Here is a 15,676-nt window from a genome sequence, read left to right as displayed (position 1 = left end):
GACGTTCCGGCCCCACGACCTCTACCTGGCTCATAGCACTAGTCTTATCCACGGTGATAGTCCTACCTCGTATTTAGGTTATACACCGTGTCCGCTAATCGTGGGGGCTAGTTCATAGCCTTACCCCTATTGGCGCTCCTCCTGGTCCTTTTCAGAAAAACTCAGGGGGCGGGCCCCGGCGCGGCGACGCAGCCAGTTGATGCTGCGGACCACCCGCTGGGAGCGAACCAAGCGCTTCTCCAACCGATACTTTCCTGGAAAATCCAGCAGAATCAGGGCAACCAGGATGGTCAAAAGCCCCTGTCCTGGTAAGACCAGCATGGCCATTCCCCCGAGGAGGAAAACCAGCCCCAAAAGATTCTTGATTACCACCACCAGGGCATGAGCGCTTGGATGGAGACGATGGAAACGGCTTTGGCCGCGCTCCTTGGCAGCAAAATAATCGGCCGGGATAAGGCTGACCACGAAGGGCAGGAGGGCCGCCGAAAAGATCAGCAGGAGGAAAGAGCCTGCCACCAGGAATCCCACCAGGGCTTCGTTGGATTGAACCCAGTGCCATAGCTGCCACAAGAGCGAGCCCCCCATATGCGGATCCGCGACGGGATGGGATAGATCGGGGAGCCCGCTGGAGGCGAGCACTCCCACGGCCGCCCCCCTGCTTCTCGAACGGCACCTCGCCCCGTTCGAAGGGGATAAAATGGGGCCTAGCGACTCCTAACAGGCGGCTCCCAGGACGGCATTTGGGGATGCCCTGGTCCAGAGGGGCCCCCTGCTATTATGGGCCCCTGGGAATCGGCTCTGCCCCGCACTGCACCCCGGCCGGAACCACGGCCCGGTAAGCCAGCTCCCCGACGGGTCGGCCAGGCGGGTCCTTATGCCGCCACCTAAGCCGGTTCCCCGGGTGGGGCCAAAAAGTTAACCTCCCCCCTTACCGGCGCGCCTTTTGTCGGGTTCCGGTCCCGGGAGCCGTAATCCCCGGGCACAGCCCAAAACACCCCACTCACTCCGAATGGGAGCAAACCATGGTCGTCACCTGGATCACCCTGGTGGAAGGAATCGCTATCGGGCTCATGATCTACATGCTGGGCAAGACCCTGCGCAATATGCACGGCCCTGCGCGCTCTTCCCTGCTGGGCGGCCTGGCACTGGCAATTCTCGGCCCCATCCCCATCGTTGCCCTGATCTGCTGGCTGCGCAGCTTCGGGGGCCCTTTCTGCGCGGTGGAAACCATGGTGGCCTTCTGGGGAGTACTGGCCGTGGCTTCCGCAGTTGTTGGCCTGGTGGCCGGTCGGTCCGCGTCCTCGACCTGACCTGCGAGAGCCCGGACCCCGGCTTGGTCCTTACCGCTCAAGGGCCCTACGCAGGCCGGCCAGGTCCCACGTATTGATCACATCCTCGGCCCGCAGCCAGCCGCGGCGGGCCTGCCCCACCCCGAAGCGGATCAGCCCCAGGTTGTCGGCATTGTGGGCGTCGGTGGCGATGGCCAGCCTGGCGCCGTAGTCCCTCGCCATCCGGCAGTGCTCGTCGCGCAGATCCAGCCGCGCCGGCTGGGCGTTCACCTCCAGAACCACCCCCCGCTCCGTGGCTCCGGCGATGATCCGCTCCATATCCACATCCATGGGCTCCCGCTCGTTGATTTGGCGTCCCGTGGCGTGGCCCAGGAGGCTGCAGTAGGGGTTGTCCATTGCTTTGAGAATGCGCTCGGTCTGCTGGGACCGGGGCAGATCGAGCTGGTAATGAACGCTGCACACCGCCAGATCCAGCTCAGAGAGCGCGTCGTCGGGCAGGTCGAGGGAGCCATCCTCGAGGATGTCCACCTCGCAGCCCTTGAGCAGGGTGATGTCGCTCAGCTCGTCGTTCAGCCGGTCGATCTCGGCCATCTGGGCGCGCAATCGGTCGGCGTCCAGCCCGTGAGCCATGGCAACGCGCCGTGAATGGTCCGTGATGGCCAGGTAGTCGTACCCCCGCTCGCGAGCGGCTTCCGCCATCTCACGAGGACTCTGGCCGCCGTCCGTGGCCCGGGTATGGCAGTGCAGGTCGCCGCGCAGATCACTCTGCTCCACCAAACAGGGCAGCTCACCGGCCACCGCGGCCTCGATCTCCCCCCGATTCTCCCGCAGCTCCGGCGGTATCCAGTCCAGTCCGACCGTGGCGTAGACTTCCGCCTCCGTAGTCCCCGCGAGCCGGCTCTCGCCCTGGAAGACACCGTACTCGTTGATCTTGTAGCCCCGGGAGACACCACGCTGCCGCACCGCGACGTTGTGGGCCTGAGACCCCGTGAAATAGTGCAGGGCCGCTCCATAGCTCTCCCGGGGCACTACCCGCAGATCCACCTGCAGACCGGAGCGCAGGTATACCGTGGAGCGGGTCTCACCCCGGGAGGCCACTTCAGCCACCTCGTCGTAGCCGACGAAGGCGTCCATGATCGGCTTGGCATCGGCGCAGGCCACCAGGATGTCGAGGTCGCCCACCGTTTCCTTGCGCCGCCTGTAACTGCCGGCCACCTCCAGGAGCTTCGCGCCCTCCACCCCTTCCAGGTGGGCCTTAAGCCGCTCCGCCACCTCCTCGGCCTCGCCCAGTAGGGTCCGGCGCTCACCGCCGCCGCGGAGGTATTCGATGCCCTCCAGAAGGGACTGCTCGGTCTTGGCGCCGAAGCCCTCCAGTTGGCGGATCCGGCCCTGGCGGGCCGCCGCTTCCAATTGGTCCAAGCTGTCGATGCCCAGCTCCTGGTACAGGGCCTTGACCCGCTTGGGACCAAGCCCCTTGATGTGCATGAGATCCGACAGCTCGGCGGGCACGCGGTGCTCCACCTCGCGCAGATCGGGAAGCTCCCCGGTAGTGACAATGGTCCGGATCTTGTCGGCCAGGTCGTCGCCAATGCCTGGGTAGTGGGTCAGGTCCTCGCCGTCGGCCACCAGGTCGGACAGGCTGGGGGAAAGGCTGCCGATGACGCGGGCGGCGTTGCGATAGGCACGGACCCGGAAGGGATTGGCGTCCTCCACCTCCAGCAGGTCGGCCAGGCGGTTGAAGAGATCGGCGATTTCCTGATTGCGGACCGCCATGGAAGAGCCCTTGGAGGCGCGGTGACATTGGTTTGAATATAAACCAGGTAACCGGAGCGGGCCTACCCCGCTCCGGGCCCTTGGCCTTTACCCAGGAGGTGCGATCGCTAGGACCCGGCTCAGCCCGCTTGGGCTATGGAACCGGCTTTCTGATTCGCTCCCTGGCGACGAAGCCGGCGATGTGAGGCAAGGTAGAGCGGGGTTCGGGAGCTGGCCACCTTGTGAACGAAATTGTAGCGGGCCACGTGGAAGCTGGGATCGAAACCGTAGAAGTTGAGGCGCAAGCCCTCCAGCTCCTCGCTTCGGTACTGATCCAGCGGCTTCTCGGCCTCGGCCTCGGCCAGCACTTGCCGCTTGCGGGTCAGGCAGTCCGGCAACGCCTCGGAGGCAGCCCATTCCTTGGCCCGGCGGGTCACTTCCGCCCCCGTGTCCTCGGGGCTATGCCCGACCAGCTCGTCCACCAGCCCGATCTCCAGGGCCTCATCGGCCAGCAGCGGCAGCCGGTGGGCCATGACGGCCCGGCCGGTGGCCTCCCCCACCTTGCGGGGAAGGGAGAAGGTCCAGTACTCCGAGCCGTAAAGGTTGCCCATGTTCTTGTAATGGGGATTGAGGACGACGCCGCTGCGGGCCACGACGTGGTCCGCGGCCAGCCCCAGGAAGACGCCGCCGGCACCGGCATTTCCCCGCATAGCGGCCACGGTCAGGCGGTCGTCGGTGGTCAGGATGGCCCGCACCAGATCGTTCATGGCCTGGATGTTGGCCCAGGCCTCGTCGGCCGGGCTGTTGGCCGCCTCGATACGGTTCAGGTGGATGCCGTTTGACCAGAAATCCCGGCCCCCGAGCAGGACCAGGACCCGGGTGTCGCGCTGAAGAGCCCGGCGGTAGGCGGCCAGGAGGCGCTCGCACTCGGCCACGCCCATGGCCCCGTTATAGAAGCCGAAACTCAGGAAGCCGACGCCGTCCGCCTCGTCGTAGGCGATGTCCTGGTAGGTTCGGTCCTCGCTTTTCCAGAAAGGCATGGCCGACTCCGACAGCTCACCGGCTACCTGGTGCAGCACGTGGGCTGCCGGTAGTTTGAAGGGGTGGCCGCCCTCGGGGTCCTCGGGGCGGAGGTGGCCGATCCATACGGCCCCGTCGGCGGTGGCCCGGCATACCGCGTTCCCCCGCCGCGCCAGGAGCTCCCCCGGCTCGCCGCTGAGGCCTTCCTCCGGATGGGCATCGTAGATAAAGGCCTGGATCCCGGCGATGCGATCGAGGACCCCGGGCTGACTGTCGGCGCTGAGGATCTTGCGGAGCACCGTGGCGGTATCATCCCGCTGCCAATCGATGGCCCGGTCGGCCTGCCGCATGGCCGGCCGCCAGCCACCCCGGACGTCATCCCGGCTGTAATCCAGGGGCTCGGGCCGGCGATCGCCCCTCTCCGCCCGGGAAACCGCCGCCAGCACCGCTTCCACGGCGGCCTCGGTGAGCTCGTTGCGGTAGACGCTGGCCTTGCGGTCGGAGACCACGGGGAATTCCCGGCTGGCCCAGATGGCCCCGGCGTCGATCTCGGCCTCGGCCTGGAGCACCGTCACCCCCCACCTTTGCTCACCCTCCAGGAGGGCCCAATCCAGCGACGACGGCCCCCGATCCCCTTTAATGCCGGGGTGAACGATCAGGCAAAGGTGATTGCGCCAGATATCGGCCGGAATGGCCCGCTTGAGGATCGGAGCGATGATGAGCTCCGGCTGGTACAGGGCCACAGCCTCCCGGGTGACATCGTCGTTGATATCCAGCTCCACCGAAATCTGGTGGCCCTGCCGGGTTAGCTCTGCGAAAAGGCGCTGGTTGAGGCTATTGAAGGCATGCGTCAGGAAAAAAATCCGCATTGGGCTCGCCCTCTTGAGTCCCGGGATCGAACACTTGACTGTGCAGGGCATTTTTCAAACATAGCATGGCCATGTGATGGGAGGGTGGCCAATCATTAACCGGACGGCCCATTCTTGAAACGGCTTAGCAGATACGTGGCAGCTGTTCGCCGTAGAGCCAGTCAACCAGGCGGTTGCCGCCGAAGGCCGTCTCCATCTGCACGAAGCCGCGCTCGTCGGCCACCGCCTCGCCGATGTCGGCGGCTTCCCAGCCCAGGGGGTGCGCCCGCATGGCCGCCAGCAGTTCATCGCTGGAACCCGGGGGGCAGAAGGCCACCAGCCGGCCCTCGTTGGCCGAATTCAGCGGGTCCAGACCGAGGAACTCGCAGGCCGCCCGGACCGCCTCCCGGACCGGCAGGTCCGCCTCCCGAATCCTCATGCCGGTGCCCGAAGCGTGGGCGACCTCGTTGAGCACGGCGGCCAGCCCGCCCCGGGTTGGATCGCGCAGGCAGTGGGTATCGGGCACGGCCTCGGCCATGGCCGCCACCAAGCCGTGCAGGGCGGCCGTGTCCGAGCGCAGCTCGGTGCCGAAGCCGATGTCCTCCCGTTGGGAAAGAATGGCCACCCCGTGGTCGCCCAGGGGCCCGCTGACCAGGATGCGGTCGCCCGGGCGCACCCGCTCCGGCCCCACCGCCACCCCCGGCAGGACCGTCCCCACACCGGTGGTCGTGATGTAGACACCGTCGCCCTGGCCTGCCTCCACCACCTTGGTATCGCCGGCCACTACCGGCACCCCCGCCTCGCGGCTGGCGTCGGCCATAGAGGCCACGATGCGCTGGAGCTCGGCCAGAGGGAAGCCCTCCTCCAGGACGAACCCGGCGGCCAGATACCGGGGCTGACCACCGCCCATGGCCACGTCGTTGAGGGTGCCATGAACGGCCAGCGAGCCGATGTCGCCGCCGGGGAAAAATAGCGGACTGACCACGTGGCTGTCGGTGGCCATGACCATGGAGCCACCGGGAACCTCGAATCGGGCCGCGTCGTCGCCGCCGGCGAGCCAGTCGTTGGCGAAGGCGGCCCGGAACAGCTCGTCGATCAGGCGCTCCATGGCCCGGCCGCCGCCGCCATGAGCCAGCTCCACCCGCCCCCCTTTCAGGTCCAGCCTGCCCGCCACCTCAGGCCTCCGCCGGGGCGATCTCGGGCCCCGCCCGGCTGCCGCCGTAGGCGTAGTAGGCGGCGCAGGCGCCCTCCGAGGACACCATGCAGGAGCCGATGGGGTTTTCAGGGGTGCAGGTGGTGCCGAACAGCGTGCACTCGGTAGGCTTGGCTACCCCGCGCAGCACCGAGGGACAGATGCAGGCCTGGTTTTCCCGTTTCTGTTGATACTGGAGGCCAAAACGTCTTTCGGCGTCGAAATCGGCGTACTCCGCCCGGATCGCCAGCCCGCTGTAGGGCACCTCGCCCAAGCCGCGCCATTCGAAAGACTTGCGCAGCTCGAAGGCGTCGGCGACCAGCGCCTTGGCCTTGGGGTTGCCTTCCCGGATAACGGCCCGGGCGAACTCGTTCGCCACCTCGGCCCGGCCCTCGTTGACCTGTTGCACCAGCATGCGGATGGCCTGCATGACGTCGAGGGGCTCGAAGCCGGCAATGACCACCGGTTTCTCGTACTCCTCGGCGAAGAACTCGTAGGGGGCGCTGCCGATGACGGTGGACACGTGGGACGGCCCGATGAAGCCGTCCAGCGGCAGGGTGCCGAGCTCCCGGACCTCCGGCGATTCCAGGATATGGGTGATGGCGGCGGGGGTGAGGACGTGGTTGCAGACCACGCTGAAGTTGGTCAGTCCCTCGGCCCGGGCCTGCTTGAGCACCACCGCCGTGGGCGGGGTGGTGGTCTCGAAGCCAATGGCGAAAAACACGACCTCGCGGTCGGAATTGTCCCGGGCGAGCTGGAGGCAGTCGGTAGCGGAATAGACCATTCGCACATCGGCACCCTCGGCCTTCGCCCGCTGCAGGCTGGTCTTGCGCGAGCCGGGCACCCGCAGCAGATCGCCGTAGGTGGCCAGGATCACCTCCGGCCGGCGGGCTAATTCCACCGCCATGTCCACCCGGCCCACCGGCAGCACGCACACCGGGCAGCCCGGGCCGTGGATCAGGCCCACGTTCGCCGGCAGCAGATCGGGCACGCCGAAACGGAAGACGGCGTGGGTGTGCCCGCCGCAGAACTCCATAAACCGATAGTCTCGGCCCGGTTCCGCCAAATGGGCAATGTCGTCGGCCAGGGCCTTTGCCTTGGCGCCGTCGCGAAACTCATCCACGTATTTCATGAGGGATCGTTCCCTTCGAACTAAGCGCCCAAGCCCCGAAGCGGGATGAGCCGGCAGCACCAGGCATTCCTTGCTGCCTTTCTTACCGGCCCGGGCATTGTGGGCGGCTCACCCGGACAGGCTTTCCATTTCCGCGATCAAGGCCAGGGTCTTCTCGGCCTCATCGGGGTCGATGCGCTGGAGGGCGAAGCCCACATGGACCAGCACATAGTCCTCGGGAGCCACATCCTCCACCAGGGCCAGGCTGATGCGTTTGTTCGCCCCGGAGAAATCCACCAGGGCGGTATCGTCGTCGTTGATCTCCACCACCCGGCCGGGTACCGCCAGGCACATGGCTTACTCCTGCAGCTGTTGCTGGGCAACCCAGGCCTGGCCGAAGGCCAGGCCGCCGTCGCCCGGGGGTAGCTCCCGGGCCTCGTAGACCGCCATACCCGCTTCCAGCAGATGCCGCCGGACGGCACCGGCCAGGAGGCGATTGGCCCAGCATCCCCCGCCCAGGGCCACCCGCGTCAAGCCTTCCCATCCTGCCCCAGCGGCGGCCCAGCCGGCCACCGCCGCGGCCAGGGTGGCATGGAACCGGGCGGCCCCCCGGCCGGGGTCGGTTTCCTCGGCCAGATGGTCCAACAGGGGGCGGAGGTCCAGCTCGCCGGCCTCCATGCGGTAGCCTTCCGGTACCGGCTCCGCCGGACCGAAGGCCGCGGCCCGGGCCTCCAGGACCATGGCGGCCTGGCCCTCGTAGCCGTTGTCCTCGGCCAGGCCCAGCAGGCCCGCCGCGGCGTCGAAGAGCCGGCCGGCGCTGGAGGTGGCGGGGACGTTGACGCCCTTGGCCAGCATGGCCGCCACGGGCTCGGCCGCCCGGCGGTGCCCGAAGCGGGCCGGCACCTCCTCGCCCCGGCCCAGGGCGTGCAGGGCGGCGGCGGCCATCCGCCAGGGCTCGCCGGCGGCCCGGTCGCCCCCGGGCAGGGGCAGCGGCCTGAACCGGCCCGGCCGCCGGAAACCGGCGCCGTCCACCCGCAGCAGCTCGCCGCCCCAGACCCCGCCGTCGCTGCCCAGGCCGACGCCGTCCAGGGCCACACCCAGCACCGGCCCGGTGAGGCCATGCTCGGCGGCCACCGCCGCGATGTGGGCGTGGTGGTGCTGCACGGCGATGGCGGGAAGGCCCTCCCTTTCCGCTATCGCCTGGGCCATGCGGGTGCTGGGGAAGTCGGGATGAAGGTCGTGGGCGATGGCCGACGGACGCACGGCGAGGACGGAGCGCAGGTGGTCGGCCACGCCTTCCAGGGTCCGGACGGTGGCCGGATTGGCCAGGTCGCCCACGTGCTGGCCCGGGAAGGCTTCCGCCCCGCGGGTCAGGCAGGGGGCGGTCTTGAGCCAGCCGCCCAGGGCGAGCACCGAGGGCCCGGCTTCCGGCAGGGGCACGGCGGCCGGAACCCGGCCGCGCGAGCGCCGGAGATAGACCCCGGAGCCCTCGCCCCGGGCGCGAAGGACGCTGTCGTCGCAGCCGACAAGGATCGGGCGGTCGTGTTCCAGGAAGGCGTCGGCAATGTCCGCCAGGCGCTCCGCCACCTCGGCATTGCCGGTCACCAGTGGCTCCCCGCCCGGATTGGCGCTGGTCATCACCAGAACCAGGCCCTGGGGCTCGTCCAACCAGCCCGTACCCGTCGGCCGGCCGGCTGCCTCGTGGAACAGCAGATGGTGCACCGGGGCGTAGGGCAGCAGCACGCCGATCTCGTCCAGATCCGGGGCGATCCCGGGCAGCACTGTCTCCGCCCGTGACCCCTTGGGCAGGAGCACCACCGGCCTAGAGGGATCGCTCAGGTGGCGGGCGGCCTCTCCCGGCACCACCCACGGCGCCAGTGAGGCGGTGTTGGCAACCATCACCGCGAACGGCTTGCCGCCGCGGTCCTTGCGCCCCCGCAGGCGGGCGACGGCGTCGGGGTTGCGGGCGTCCACCGCCAGGTGGTACCCGCCGATGCCCTTGATGGCCACTATTTGCCCGGCTATCAGGGCCTCCAGGGCGGCGGCCACCGCATCGCCAGGGGCGGGTTCGGCACCGGCCTCCCGGAAAATCAGGGTGGGCCCGCACCGGGGGCAGGCGGTGGGCTGGGCGTGGAAGCGCCGGTCGGCCGGGTCCTCATATTCGCCCCGGCACGCCGGACACAGGGGAAACCCGGCCAGGGCGGTGTTGGCCCGGTCGTAGGGGATGGCCTCGGTTATGGTGTAGCGGGGACCGCAGTGGGTGCAGTTGAGGCAGGCGTAGCGGTAGCGGCGGTTACCCGGATCGAACAGCTCGCTCAGGCAGTCGGCACACACCGGAGCGTCAGGCACCACCCCGGTGGTCGTGGGGCCGCGGCCGCTGGCCTCAATCCGGAAATCCGCCGGAGCCTCGCCGGCCTCCAGGGCCTCCGCAGCTACCCCGTCGATGCGCGCCAGAGGGGGCGCCTCGGCGAGGAGGCGGCGCCGGAACCGCTCCCGGGCGGCTTCGGGCCCCCACAGCTCGACGACCACCCCTTCTCCGGTATTTCGCACGGAGCCGGCGAGCCCCTCTTCCCGGGCCAGCCGCCAGACGGTAGGGCGAAAGCCCACGCCCTGGACCAGCCCGGTTACCCGCAGGCGCTCGCCGCCGGTCTGACGCGCCGGGCTCGGGGCGACGGCCAAGGCTGGTCAGGCCTCCCCGGCGGCACGGACGCGGGCGGCGCGCTCTTCCAGCTCGCCGGCCAGCGCTTCCAGGAGCGCGCGCCGGCGGCCGGCGACCCATTCCAGCCAGTCGTCCATGCCTTCCCCGGAGGTGGCGGAGACCTGAAGCACCTCGATTTCGGGGTTCACCTGGCGGGCATAATCCAGGCAGCGCGCCACATCGAATGCCAGGTGCGGCAGCAGGTCCACCTTGTTCAGGACCATGAGATCGGCGCGGTGGAACATGTCGGGGTACTTGGCCGGCTTGTCCTCGCCCTCGGTCACCGACAGGATCGCCACCTTGGCGGCCTCCCCCAGATCGAAGGCTGCGGGGCAGACCAGATTGCCCACGTTCTCGATGAACACCACGCCGTTGTCCGCGGCGTCCAGCGACTCCAGGGCATGGCCCACCATGTGGCCGTCCAGATGGCACCCCTTGCCGGTGTTGATCTGGACGGTGGGGGCCCCGGTAGCCCGTATCTGATCGGTGTCGTTGGTAGTCTGCTGATCGCCCTCGATCACGGCCGCGGGGTAACGCCCCGCCAGGGCCTCGATGGTCCGGGTGAGCAGGGTCGTCTTGCCGGAGCCCGGGCTGGACACCAGGTTCAGCGCCAGCTGGCCCCGGCCCCGGAAGGCCGCCCGATTGGCCCGGGCGTAGGCGTTGTTTTGGTCCAGGACATTGCGCTCGATCTGGACCATGCGCTCCTGGCTCATCCCTGGGGCATGGGCGCGGGCGGGCCCGGAGCCGTAATCCAGCTGGGGCGGCTCCGGGGCCTCGGCATGCCCCTCCGGGGGACCGTGGTCGGGATGATGGTGGCCGTGGCCATGCTCGTGCCCGTGATGGTCCCCGTGATCGTGGTGATGGGGATCCTGACCGTCAATGTGGATCTCGCCCTCACCGCAGCCGCATACATTACACATCAAGCCACCTCCAGTTCCTTGATCCGCAGGTCCTCGCCTCCCGTGACCCGTACTTCGAAGCCGCCGCAATGGGGACACGGTTCCAGAAATGAGCCTACCTCCACCATCCGGCCGCAGGGAAGACACCAGCCCTCCCCGGGTACCTGAGTCATCTCTAGGCGGGCCCCTTCGGCGAGTGAGCCGCGGGCCACGGCCTCGAAATGGAAGCGCAGGGCCTCGGGCTCCACGCAGGAAAGGGCGCCCACTTCCAGGTGGACCGCCTCGACGCGCCCGAATCCCTGGGCTGGGCCCTGCTCCTCCAGAATGGCCAAAACGCCTTCGGCCAGGGCCATCTCATGCATGGTCCACCTCCAATCGGTAGCCGACGCAGGGATCGATGCTGCCGATCAGGTGGTCAGCCGCCCGGCGAGCGGCCTCCACACCCCCCGGATCGGTCCCCACCAGACCCTGGACCAAGGCCCCGTCGGGATGGAAGTTCCACTCGGTGGGGGCCAGGATGCGGTAATCCGTCACAGCGCAGTTCTCCAGGGCAAGCCGATGGACCAGGCGCCCGCGGGCGGCTTCAACGGTGCCCACCCCCACCCCCGGGGCCGGCGAGCCGGCGCCTATCGTGGCCGGTCCCTGCCCTTCGGCGAGTTCCCTTAGCCTAGCCGGCACCATGGCCAGCTCGGCCAAACGGGCCACTTGGCGGACCAGCACCCCGCTGCCGAAGCCCGCGCGCGCAGCGGCCACCGGGGGGCAACCCCAGGTCCGGGCCAAGGGGCCCGTCTCCCTGGGCCGACCTTCCCAAAGGGGCCGGGCGACGAAATCACCGGCTTCCTCGCCGCCCAGCCAGGGAGCCAGCTCCTCGGGGGCCAGATCGGGAAGGAAGGGGACCGAGCCTCCCGCCCCCGTCGAGGCCCAGCCCTCCTCGGCCAGTCGGCCCAGAAAGGCGGGGCCAAGGGCCCCAGTACCTTCCATGTAGGCCCCGAGGGCGTCGGGCAAATCCATCTCCCCGAAGGCGGCGGGCTCAATGCCCAGCACCTCCTTCCGCAGCATGCCTTCAAGGTCCGCGATTTCGTCCGCCAAGTCGAGGACGGCAGGTGGCGGAGGCGTGGCCTGGAAGAAGATGCCCTCCGGGTAGGCTGCCCTGGTAACGGCCTCCGGTAGCTGGCGCACCCGCGCCGCCACCCCGCGCGGAACGGCGTCCCGCAGCCAGCCGGACCAATCCACCAGGATACGGGTCAAGTGCTCCCGGGCCAGCTCTGCCTGGAGAACCGCTTCCCGCGCCGCCAGGACCCGGGGGCCGGGATCCTGGCCGCGGGCCGCTTCCAGGGCGGACAGCGACGCCACCCCTTGGGCGTGACCGCAAACGGCGAACAGCCGCCGGACCATGCCCGGGATCCCGTCCGGATCCTTGCCCTGGAAAACGCGAGAGGCGCCGACGGGCCGGCGGGAGGCGATCTCCACTCCGGCCACGGTGGTACCGGCCAGGCGGATGCGGATGCCGAGGCCCCCTTCCGCTGCCGGGCCTCCAGCGGCGGGATCCGCGCTCCCGGTCTGTTCCATGACGGTGGCCATCCTCGGTGCCGAACAACGGGTCTTACCCCCCTCGAATAGCACGTATAGCGGCCGCGGCAAAGCCGGACCTCTTCGGCCGCACGGGAGATTGGCAACCCCGCAACCCCCAGTGCGAGAATCCGATGCCACCACCCATCCATGCCAACCGGGGGCGTCAGGCCGTGAACATCCTGTTGATCGAGCCTTATTTCGGCGGGTCCCATGCGGCCTGGGCACGGGGCCTGCGGGAGCACTCCGAGCACCGCATCGAGCTCCTCAGCCTGCCCGACCGCAACTGGAAATGGCGGATGCACGGCGCCGCCCTCACCCTGGCCCGCGAATTCCTGGCCGGCGACTTCCGGCCGGACCTGATCCTGGCCAGCGACATGCTGGATCTGACCACCTTCCTGGCCCTGACCCGGCGGGCCACGGCCTCCGTCCCGGCGGTGTCCTATTTCCATGAGAACCAGCTCGCCTACCCCTGGTCGCCCCAGGACCGCGACGCCGCCAGGGGCCGGGACCAGCACTACGGCTTCATCAACCTGGCCAGCGCCCTGGCGGCCGACGGGGTGTGGTTCAATTCCGGCCACAACCGGGACACTTTCCTGGCGGGCTGCCGGGATCTCCTCCAAGGCATGCGGGACCATCGGGAGCTGGAGCGGGTGGACGAAGTGGCCCGGCGGGCGGAGGTGATGCCCTTGGGGCTGGACCTGGCCCGCTTCGACCGCCACCGTCCGAAAGCCAGCCGCGAGGGGCCGCCCCTGATCCTGTGGAACCACCGCTGGGAGCACGACAAGAACCCGGAGGGCTTCTTCCGGGCCCTGTTCGAGCTGGCGGATCAGGGACTGCCCTTCGAGGTGGCCATCCTGGGCCAGAATTCCCCCACCTACCCCGCCATCTACGACCAGGCCCGCGAGCGCCTGGGCGAGCGCGTGGTGCATTTCGGCTACGCCGAGGATTTCGCCACCTACGCTGGCTGGCTCTGGGCAGCCGACTTCCTTCCGGTCACCTCCCACCACGACTTTTTCGGTATAAGCGTGGCCGAGGCTGCTTACTGCCGGACGCTGCCGCTGCTGCCTTGCGGGCTGGCCTATCCCGAGCTCATTCCCGCCCAATGGCAGGCCGCCTGCTTCTACGACCCGATGGACGAGCTGGTCCCGACCCTGGCGCACTGGCTCCAGGCAGGGTCCCCGGACACCGGCTCCCTGGTCCGGGCCCTCGCCGCCTTCGATTGGACCATTATGGCCCCCCATTACGACCGGAAGCTCGCCGCAATCGCCGGGGCCGTTTGACCGCTTGTGTGGTCCCCGGATCAGAAAAGCCCGCTTTTGCTTTCAGGTCTTGGGGAACCGTTGGCCAACAACGGGGCCCAATGGGGCGAATGCGGAATGGAAATCACCTAAAAATGGCATTCTGGGCATTTTCTGCCCCGGAACCCTGACCGCTGCCCCTTCCCCCGGGCCGGCCTTTCGCGGAAAATAGGCTGGCCCGAAAGCGTTGCGGTTTTCCTTTCATTTCCCAGGCACAAGACCCATACCGGCAAGGACATCATGGCGCAGTACATCTTCACCATGAGCGGCCTGACCAAGGTCGTTCCCCCCAAGAAGACCGTCCTCGAAGACATCAACCTCAGCTTCTTCCACGGCGCCAAGATCGGCGTCCTCGGCTACAACGGCGCTGGCAAATCCACTCTGCTGCGCATCATGGCCGGGGTGGACAACCAATACGACGGCGAAGCACGCCCCCAGCCGGGGATCAACGTCGGCTACCTGCCCCAGGAGCCCCAGCTCAACCCGGACAAGGACGTACGCGGCAACGTCGAGGAAGGGGTGGGCGAGACCAAGGCCCTGATTGACCGCTACAACGAGGTCTCCGCGGCCTTCGCCGACCCCGATGCCGACTTCGAGGCCCTCATTGCCGAGCAGGGCGAGCTGCAGCAGAAGATCGACGCGGCGGACGGGTGGGACCTTGACCGCAAGCTGGAGGTGGCCGCCGACGCCCTGCGCCTGCCGGCCTGGGACGCCGAGGTGGACAACCTCTCCGGCGGCGAGCGCCGGCGCGTGGCCTTGGCCCGGACCCTACTTTCCGAACCGGACATGCTGATCCTGGACGAGCCCACCAACCACCTGGACGCCGAGTCGGTGGAATGGCTAGAGCGCTACCTGGGCGAGTTCAGCGGTACCGTGGTGGCCGTTACCCACGACCGCTATTTCCTGGACAACGTCGCCGGCTGGATCCTGGAGCTGGACCGCGGCCACGGCTACCCCTTCGAGGGCAACTACTCCGCCTGGCTGGAATACAAGGAGAAGCGCCTAGAGCAGGAGGAAAAGGAGAAAAGCGCCCGCCAGAAGGCCATGAAGGAAGAACTGGAGTGGGCCAGATCCAATCCCAAGGGCCGCCAGTCCAAAAACAAGGCCCGCCTCAAGCGCCTGGACGAGCTGGCCACGCCGGAGTACCAAGAGCGCGCCCAGACCAACGAGATCTACATCCCCCCGGGGCCCCGCCTGGGCGACAAGGTCATTGAGGCCGAGGACCTCAGCAAGACCTTCCGCGACCGCGAGCTGTATCAGGGCCTGTCCTTCGTGGTCCCGAGCGGCGGAATCGTCGGCGTCATCGGGCCCAACGGGGCCGGCAAGACCACCCTACTGCGCCTGATTACCGGCGAAGAGGAGCCCGACGGCGGCCGCATCGAGCTCGGCGATACCGTGGACTTGGCCTACGTGGACCAGTCCCGGGACGCCCTCAACGGCGACAACACCGTCTGGGAGGAGATATCCGACGGTGCCGACCACATTCAGGTGGGTAACTGGGTGGTGAACTCCCGAGCCTATGTGTCCCGCTTCAACTTCAGCGGCAGCGACCAGCAGAAGAAGGTCCGCGACCTCTCCGGCGGCGAGCGCAACCGCGTCCATCTCGCCAAGCTGCTCAAGCGCGGCGGCAACACACTGCTGCTCGACGAGCCCACCAACGACCTGGACGTAGAAACACTGCGCGCCCTGGAGCAGGCCCTGCACGACTTCCCTGGAAGCGCCATCGTGGTCTCCCACGACCGCTGGTTCCTCGACCGCGTAGCTACCCATACCATGGCCTTCGAGGACGACGGCCAGGTGATCTTTACCGAAGGCAGCTACAGCGAGTACGAGACCATGCGGGCCCAACAGACCGGTGCCGGTGCCGAGCAGTCCAAAACCAAGCACAAGCGCCTCGACCGTTAACCGCTTGCCGCTCGCGCCCCAAAGCCCCGCCTGAAGGCGGGGCCTTTTTTTTGGTTCTTCGCGGAACTCCGGGAATCGGCTTCTTGGTTTGA

At 68.3% G+C, this 15,676-nt stretch carries 13 protein-coding genes; 3 read left to right on the top strand and 10 right to left on the bottom strand.

Annotated elements, in window-relative coordinates; all coding sequences use genetic code 11:
* Window positions 1–126: 126 nt before the first annotated feature.
* Complete coding sequence (locus V5A19_RS12045) at window positions 127–585, bottom strand: PGPGW domain-containing protein (protein ID WP_332319741.1); 459 nt, start codon at window positions 583–585, stop codon at window positions 127–129.
* Between the two features lie 437 nt (window positions 586–1,022).
* Between V5A19_RS12045 and V5A19_RS12040 the strand changes: the two genes are divergently transcribed.
* Window positions 1,023–1,310: a hypothetical protein gene (locus V5A19_RS12040; protein WP_332319740.1), complete on the top strand. Its 288-nt coding sequence runs from the start codon at window positions 1,023–1,025 to the stop codon at window positions 1,308–1,310.
* Window positions 1,311–1,340: 30 nt separating this feature from the next.
* On the opposite strand, the gene polX is transcribed toward V5A19_RS12040, so the two are convergent.
* From polX to V5A19_RS11995, 9 genes are all read right to left on the bottom strand, one after another.
* The gene (gene polX / locus V5A19_RS12035) at window positions 1,341–3,062 is read right to left on the bottom strand and encodes a DNA polymerase/3'-5' exonuclease PolX (protein ID WP_332319739.1); all 1,722 of its coding nucleotides are present in this window, start codon (window positions 3,060–3,062) and stop codon (window positions 1,341–1,343) included.
* Window positions 3,063–3,181: 119 nt separating this feature from the next.
* Window positions 3,182–4,930 carry a hydrogenase maturation protein gene (locus V5A19_RS12030; protein WP_332319738.1) on the bottom strand — a complete coding sequence of 583 codons (1,749 nt, stop codon included), beginning with the start codon at window positions 4,928–4,930 and terminating at the stop codon, window positions 3,182–3,184.
* Between the two features lie 124 nt (window positions 4,931–5,054).
* Complete coding sequence (gene hypE / locus V5A19_RS12025) at window positions 5,055–6,083, bottom strand: hydrogenase expression/formation protein HypE (protein WP_332319737.1); 1,029 nt, start codon at window positions 6,081–6,083, stop codon at window positions 5,055–5,057.
* Between the two features lies 1 nt (window position 6,084).
* Entirely contained in the window at window positions 6,085–7,233 is a 1,149-nt protein-coding gene (gene hypD, locus V5A19_RS12020; RefSeq protein WP_332319736.1) for a hydrogenase formation protein HypD, read from the bottom strand.
* 108 nt (window positions 7,234–7,341) lie between these two features.
* Complete coding sequence (locus tag V5A19_RS12015) at window positions 7,342–7,566, bottom strand: HypC/HybG/HupF family hydrogenase formation chaperone (RefSeq protein ID WP_332319735.1); 225 nt, start codon at window positions 7,564–7,566, stop codon at window positions 7,342–7,344.
* Between the two features lie 3 nt (window positions 7,567–7,569).
* Window positions 7,570–9,891 (bottom strand): carbamoyltransferase HypF, encoded by a 2,322-nt coding sequence (hypF, locus tag V5A19_RS12010; protein WP_332327835.1) that lies wholly within the window; start codon window positions 9,889–9,891, stop codon window positions 7,570–7,572.
* 6 nt (window positions 9,892–9,897) lie between these two features.
* Window positions 9,898–10,830 (bottom strand): hydrogenase nickel incorporation protein HypB, encoded by a 933-nt coding sequence (gene hypB / locus V5A19_RS12005; protein WP_332319863.1) that lies wholly within the window; start codon window positions 10,828–10,830, stop codon window positions 9,898–9,900.
* On the bottom strand, window positions 10,830–11,171 hold the full coding sequence (hypA, locus tag V5A19_RS12000; RefSeq protein WP_332319864.1) for a hydrogenase maturation nickel metallochaperone HypA: 342 nt from the start codon (window positions 11,169–11,171) through the stop codon (window positions 10,830–10,832). Before hypA ends, hypB begins: the two co-directional genes overlap by 1 nt.
* Window positions 11,164–12,378, bottom strand: coding sequence for a nickel-dependent hydrogenase large subunit (locus tag V5A19_RS11995; protein ID WP_332319865.1), 1,215 nt, complete (start codon window positions 12,376–12,378; stop codon window positions 11,164–11,166). The genes hypA and V5A19_RS11995 overlap by 8 nt, the downstream gene beginning before the upstream one ends.
* Window positions 12,379–12,512: 134 nt before the next feature.
* Between V5A19_RS11995 and V5A19_RS11990 the strand changes: the two genes are divergently transcribed.
* Both V5A19_RS11990 and ettA read left to right on the top strand, forming a co-directional pair.
* Window positions 12,513–13,661, top strand: coding sequence for a tRNA-queuosine alpha-mannosyltransferase domain-containing protein (locus V5A19_RS11990; protein ID WP_332327834.1), 1,149 nt, complete (start codon window positions 12,513–12,515; stop codon window positions 13,659–13,661).
* A gap of 258 nt (window positions 13,662–13,919) precedes the next feature.
* Window positions 13,920–15,584 carry an energy-dependent translational throttle protein EttA gene (gene ettA, locus V5A19_RS11985; RefSeq protein ID WP_332319961.1) on the top strand — a complete coding sequence of 555 codons (1,665 nt, stop codon included), beginning with the start codon at window positions 13,920–13,922 and terminating at the stop codon, window positions 15,582–15,584.
* Window positions 15,585–15,676 lie beyond the last annotated feature (92 nt).

Origin of the sequence: Thiohalorhabdus sp. (genome assembly GCF_036628635.1) — a bacterium.
Taxonomy (GTDB): domain Bacteria; phylum Pseudomonadota; class Gammaproteobacteria; order Thiohalorhabdales; family Thiohalorhabdaceae; genus Thiohalorhabdus.
Note: the sequence above shows the minus strand (reverse complement) of the source record. Positions and strands in the feature narration are given on the sequence as shown.

Coding starts and splice junctions, on each gene's coding strand:
- ettA (WP_332319961.1), top strand. CDS start 13,920: ATGGCGCAGTACATCTTCACCATGAGCGGCCTGACCAAGGTCGTTCCC.
- polX (WP_332319739.1), bottom strand. CDS start 3,062: ATGGCGGTCCGCAATCAGGAAATCGCCGATCTCTTCAACCGCCTGGCC.
- V5A19_RS11995 (WP_332319865.1), bottom strand. CDS start 12,378: ATGGAACAGACCGGGAGCGCGGATCCCGCCGCTGGAGGCCCGGCAGCG.
- V5A19_RS11990 (WP_332327834.1), top strand. CDS start 12,513: ATGCCACCACCCATCCATGCCAACCGGGGGCGTCAGGCCGTGAACATC.
- V5A19_RS12030 (WP_332319738.1), bottom strand. CDS start 4,930: ATGCGGATTTTTTTCCTGACGCATGCCTTCAATAGCCTCAACCAGCGC.
- hypD (WP_332319736.1), bottom strand. CDS start 7,233: ATGAAATACGTGGATGAGTTTCGCGACGGCGCCAAGGCAAAGGCCCTG.
- hypB (WP_332319863.1), bottom strand. CDS start 10,830: ATGTGTAATGTATGCGGCTGCGGTGAGGGCGAGATCCACATTGACGGT.
- hypA (WP_332319864.1), bottom strand. CDS start 11,171: ATGCATGAGATGGCCCTGGCCGAAGGCGTTTTGGCCATTCTGGAGGAG.
- V5A19_RS12045 (WP_332319741.1), bottom strand. CDS start 585: ATGGGGGGCTCGCTCTTGTGGCAGCTATGGCACTGGGTTCAATCCAAC.
- V5A19_RS12040 (WP_332319740.1), top strand. CDS start 1,023: ATGGTCGTCACCTGGATCACCCTGGTGGAAGGAATCGCTATCGGGCTC.
- V5A19_RS12015 (WP_332319735.1), bottom strand. CDS start 7,566: ATGTGCCTGGCGGTACCCGGCCGGGTGGTGGAGATCAACGACGACGAT.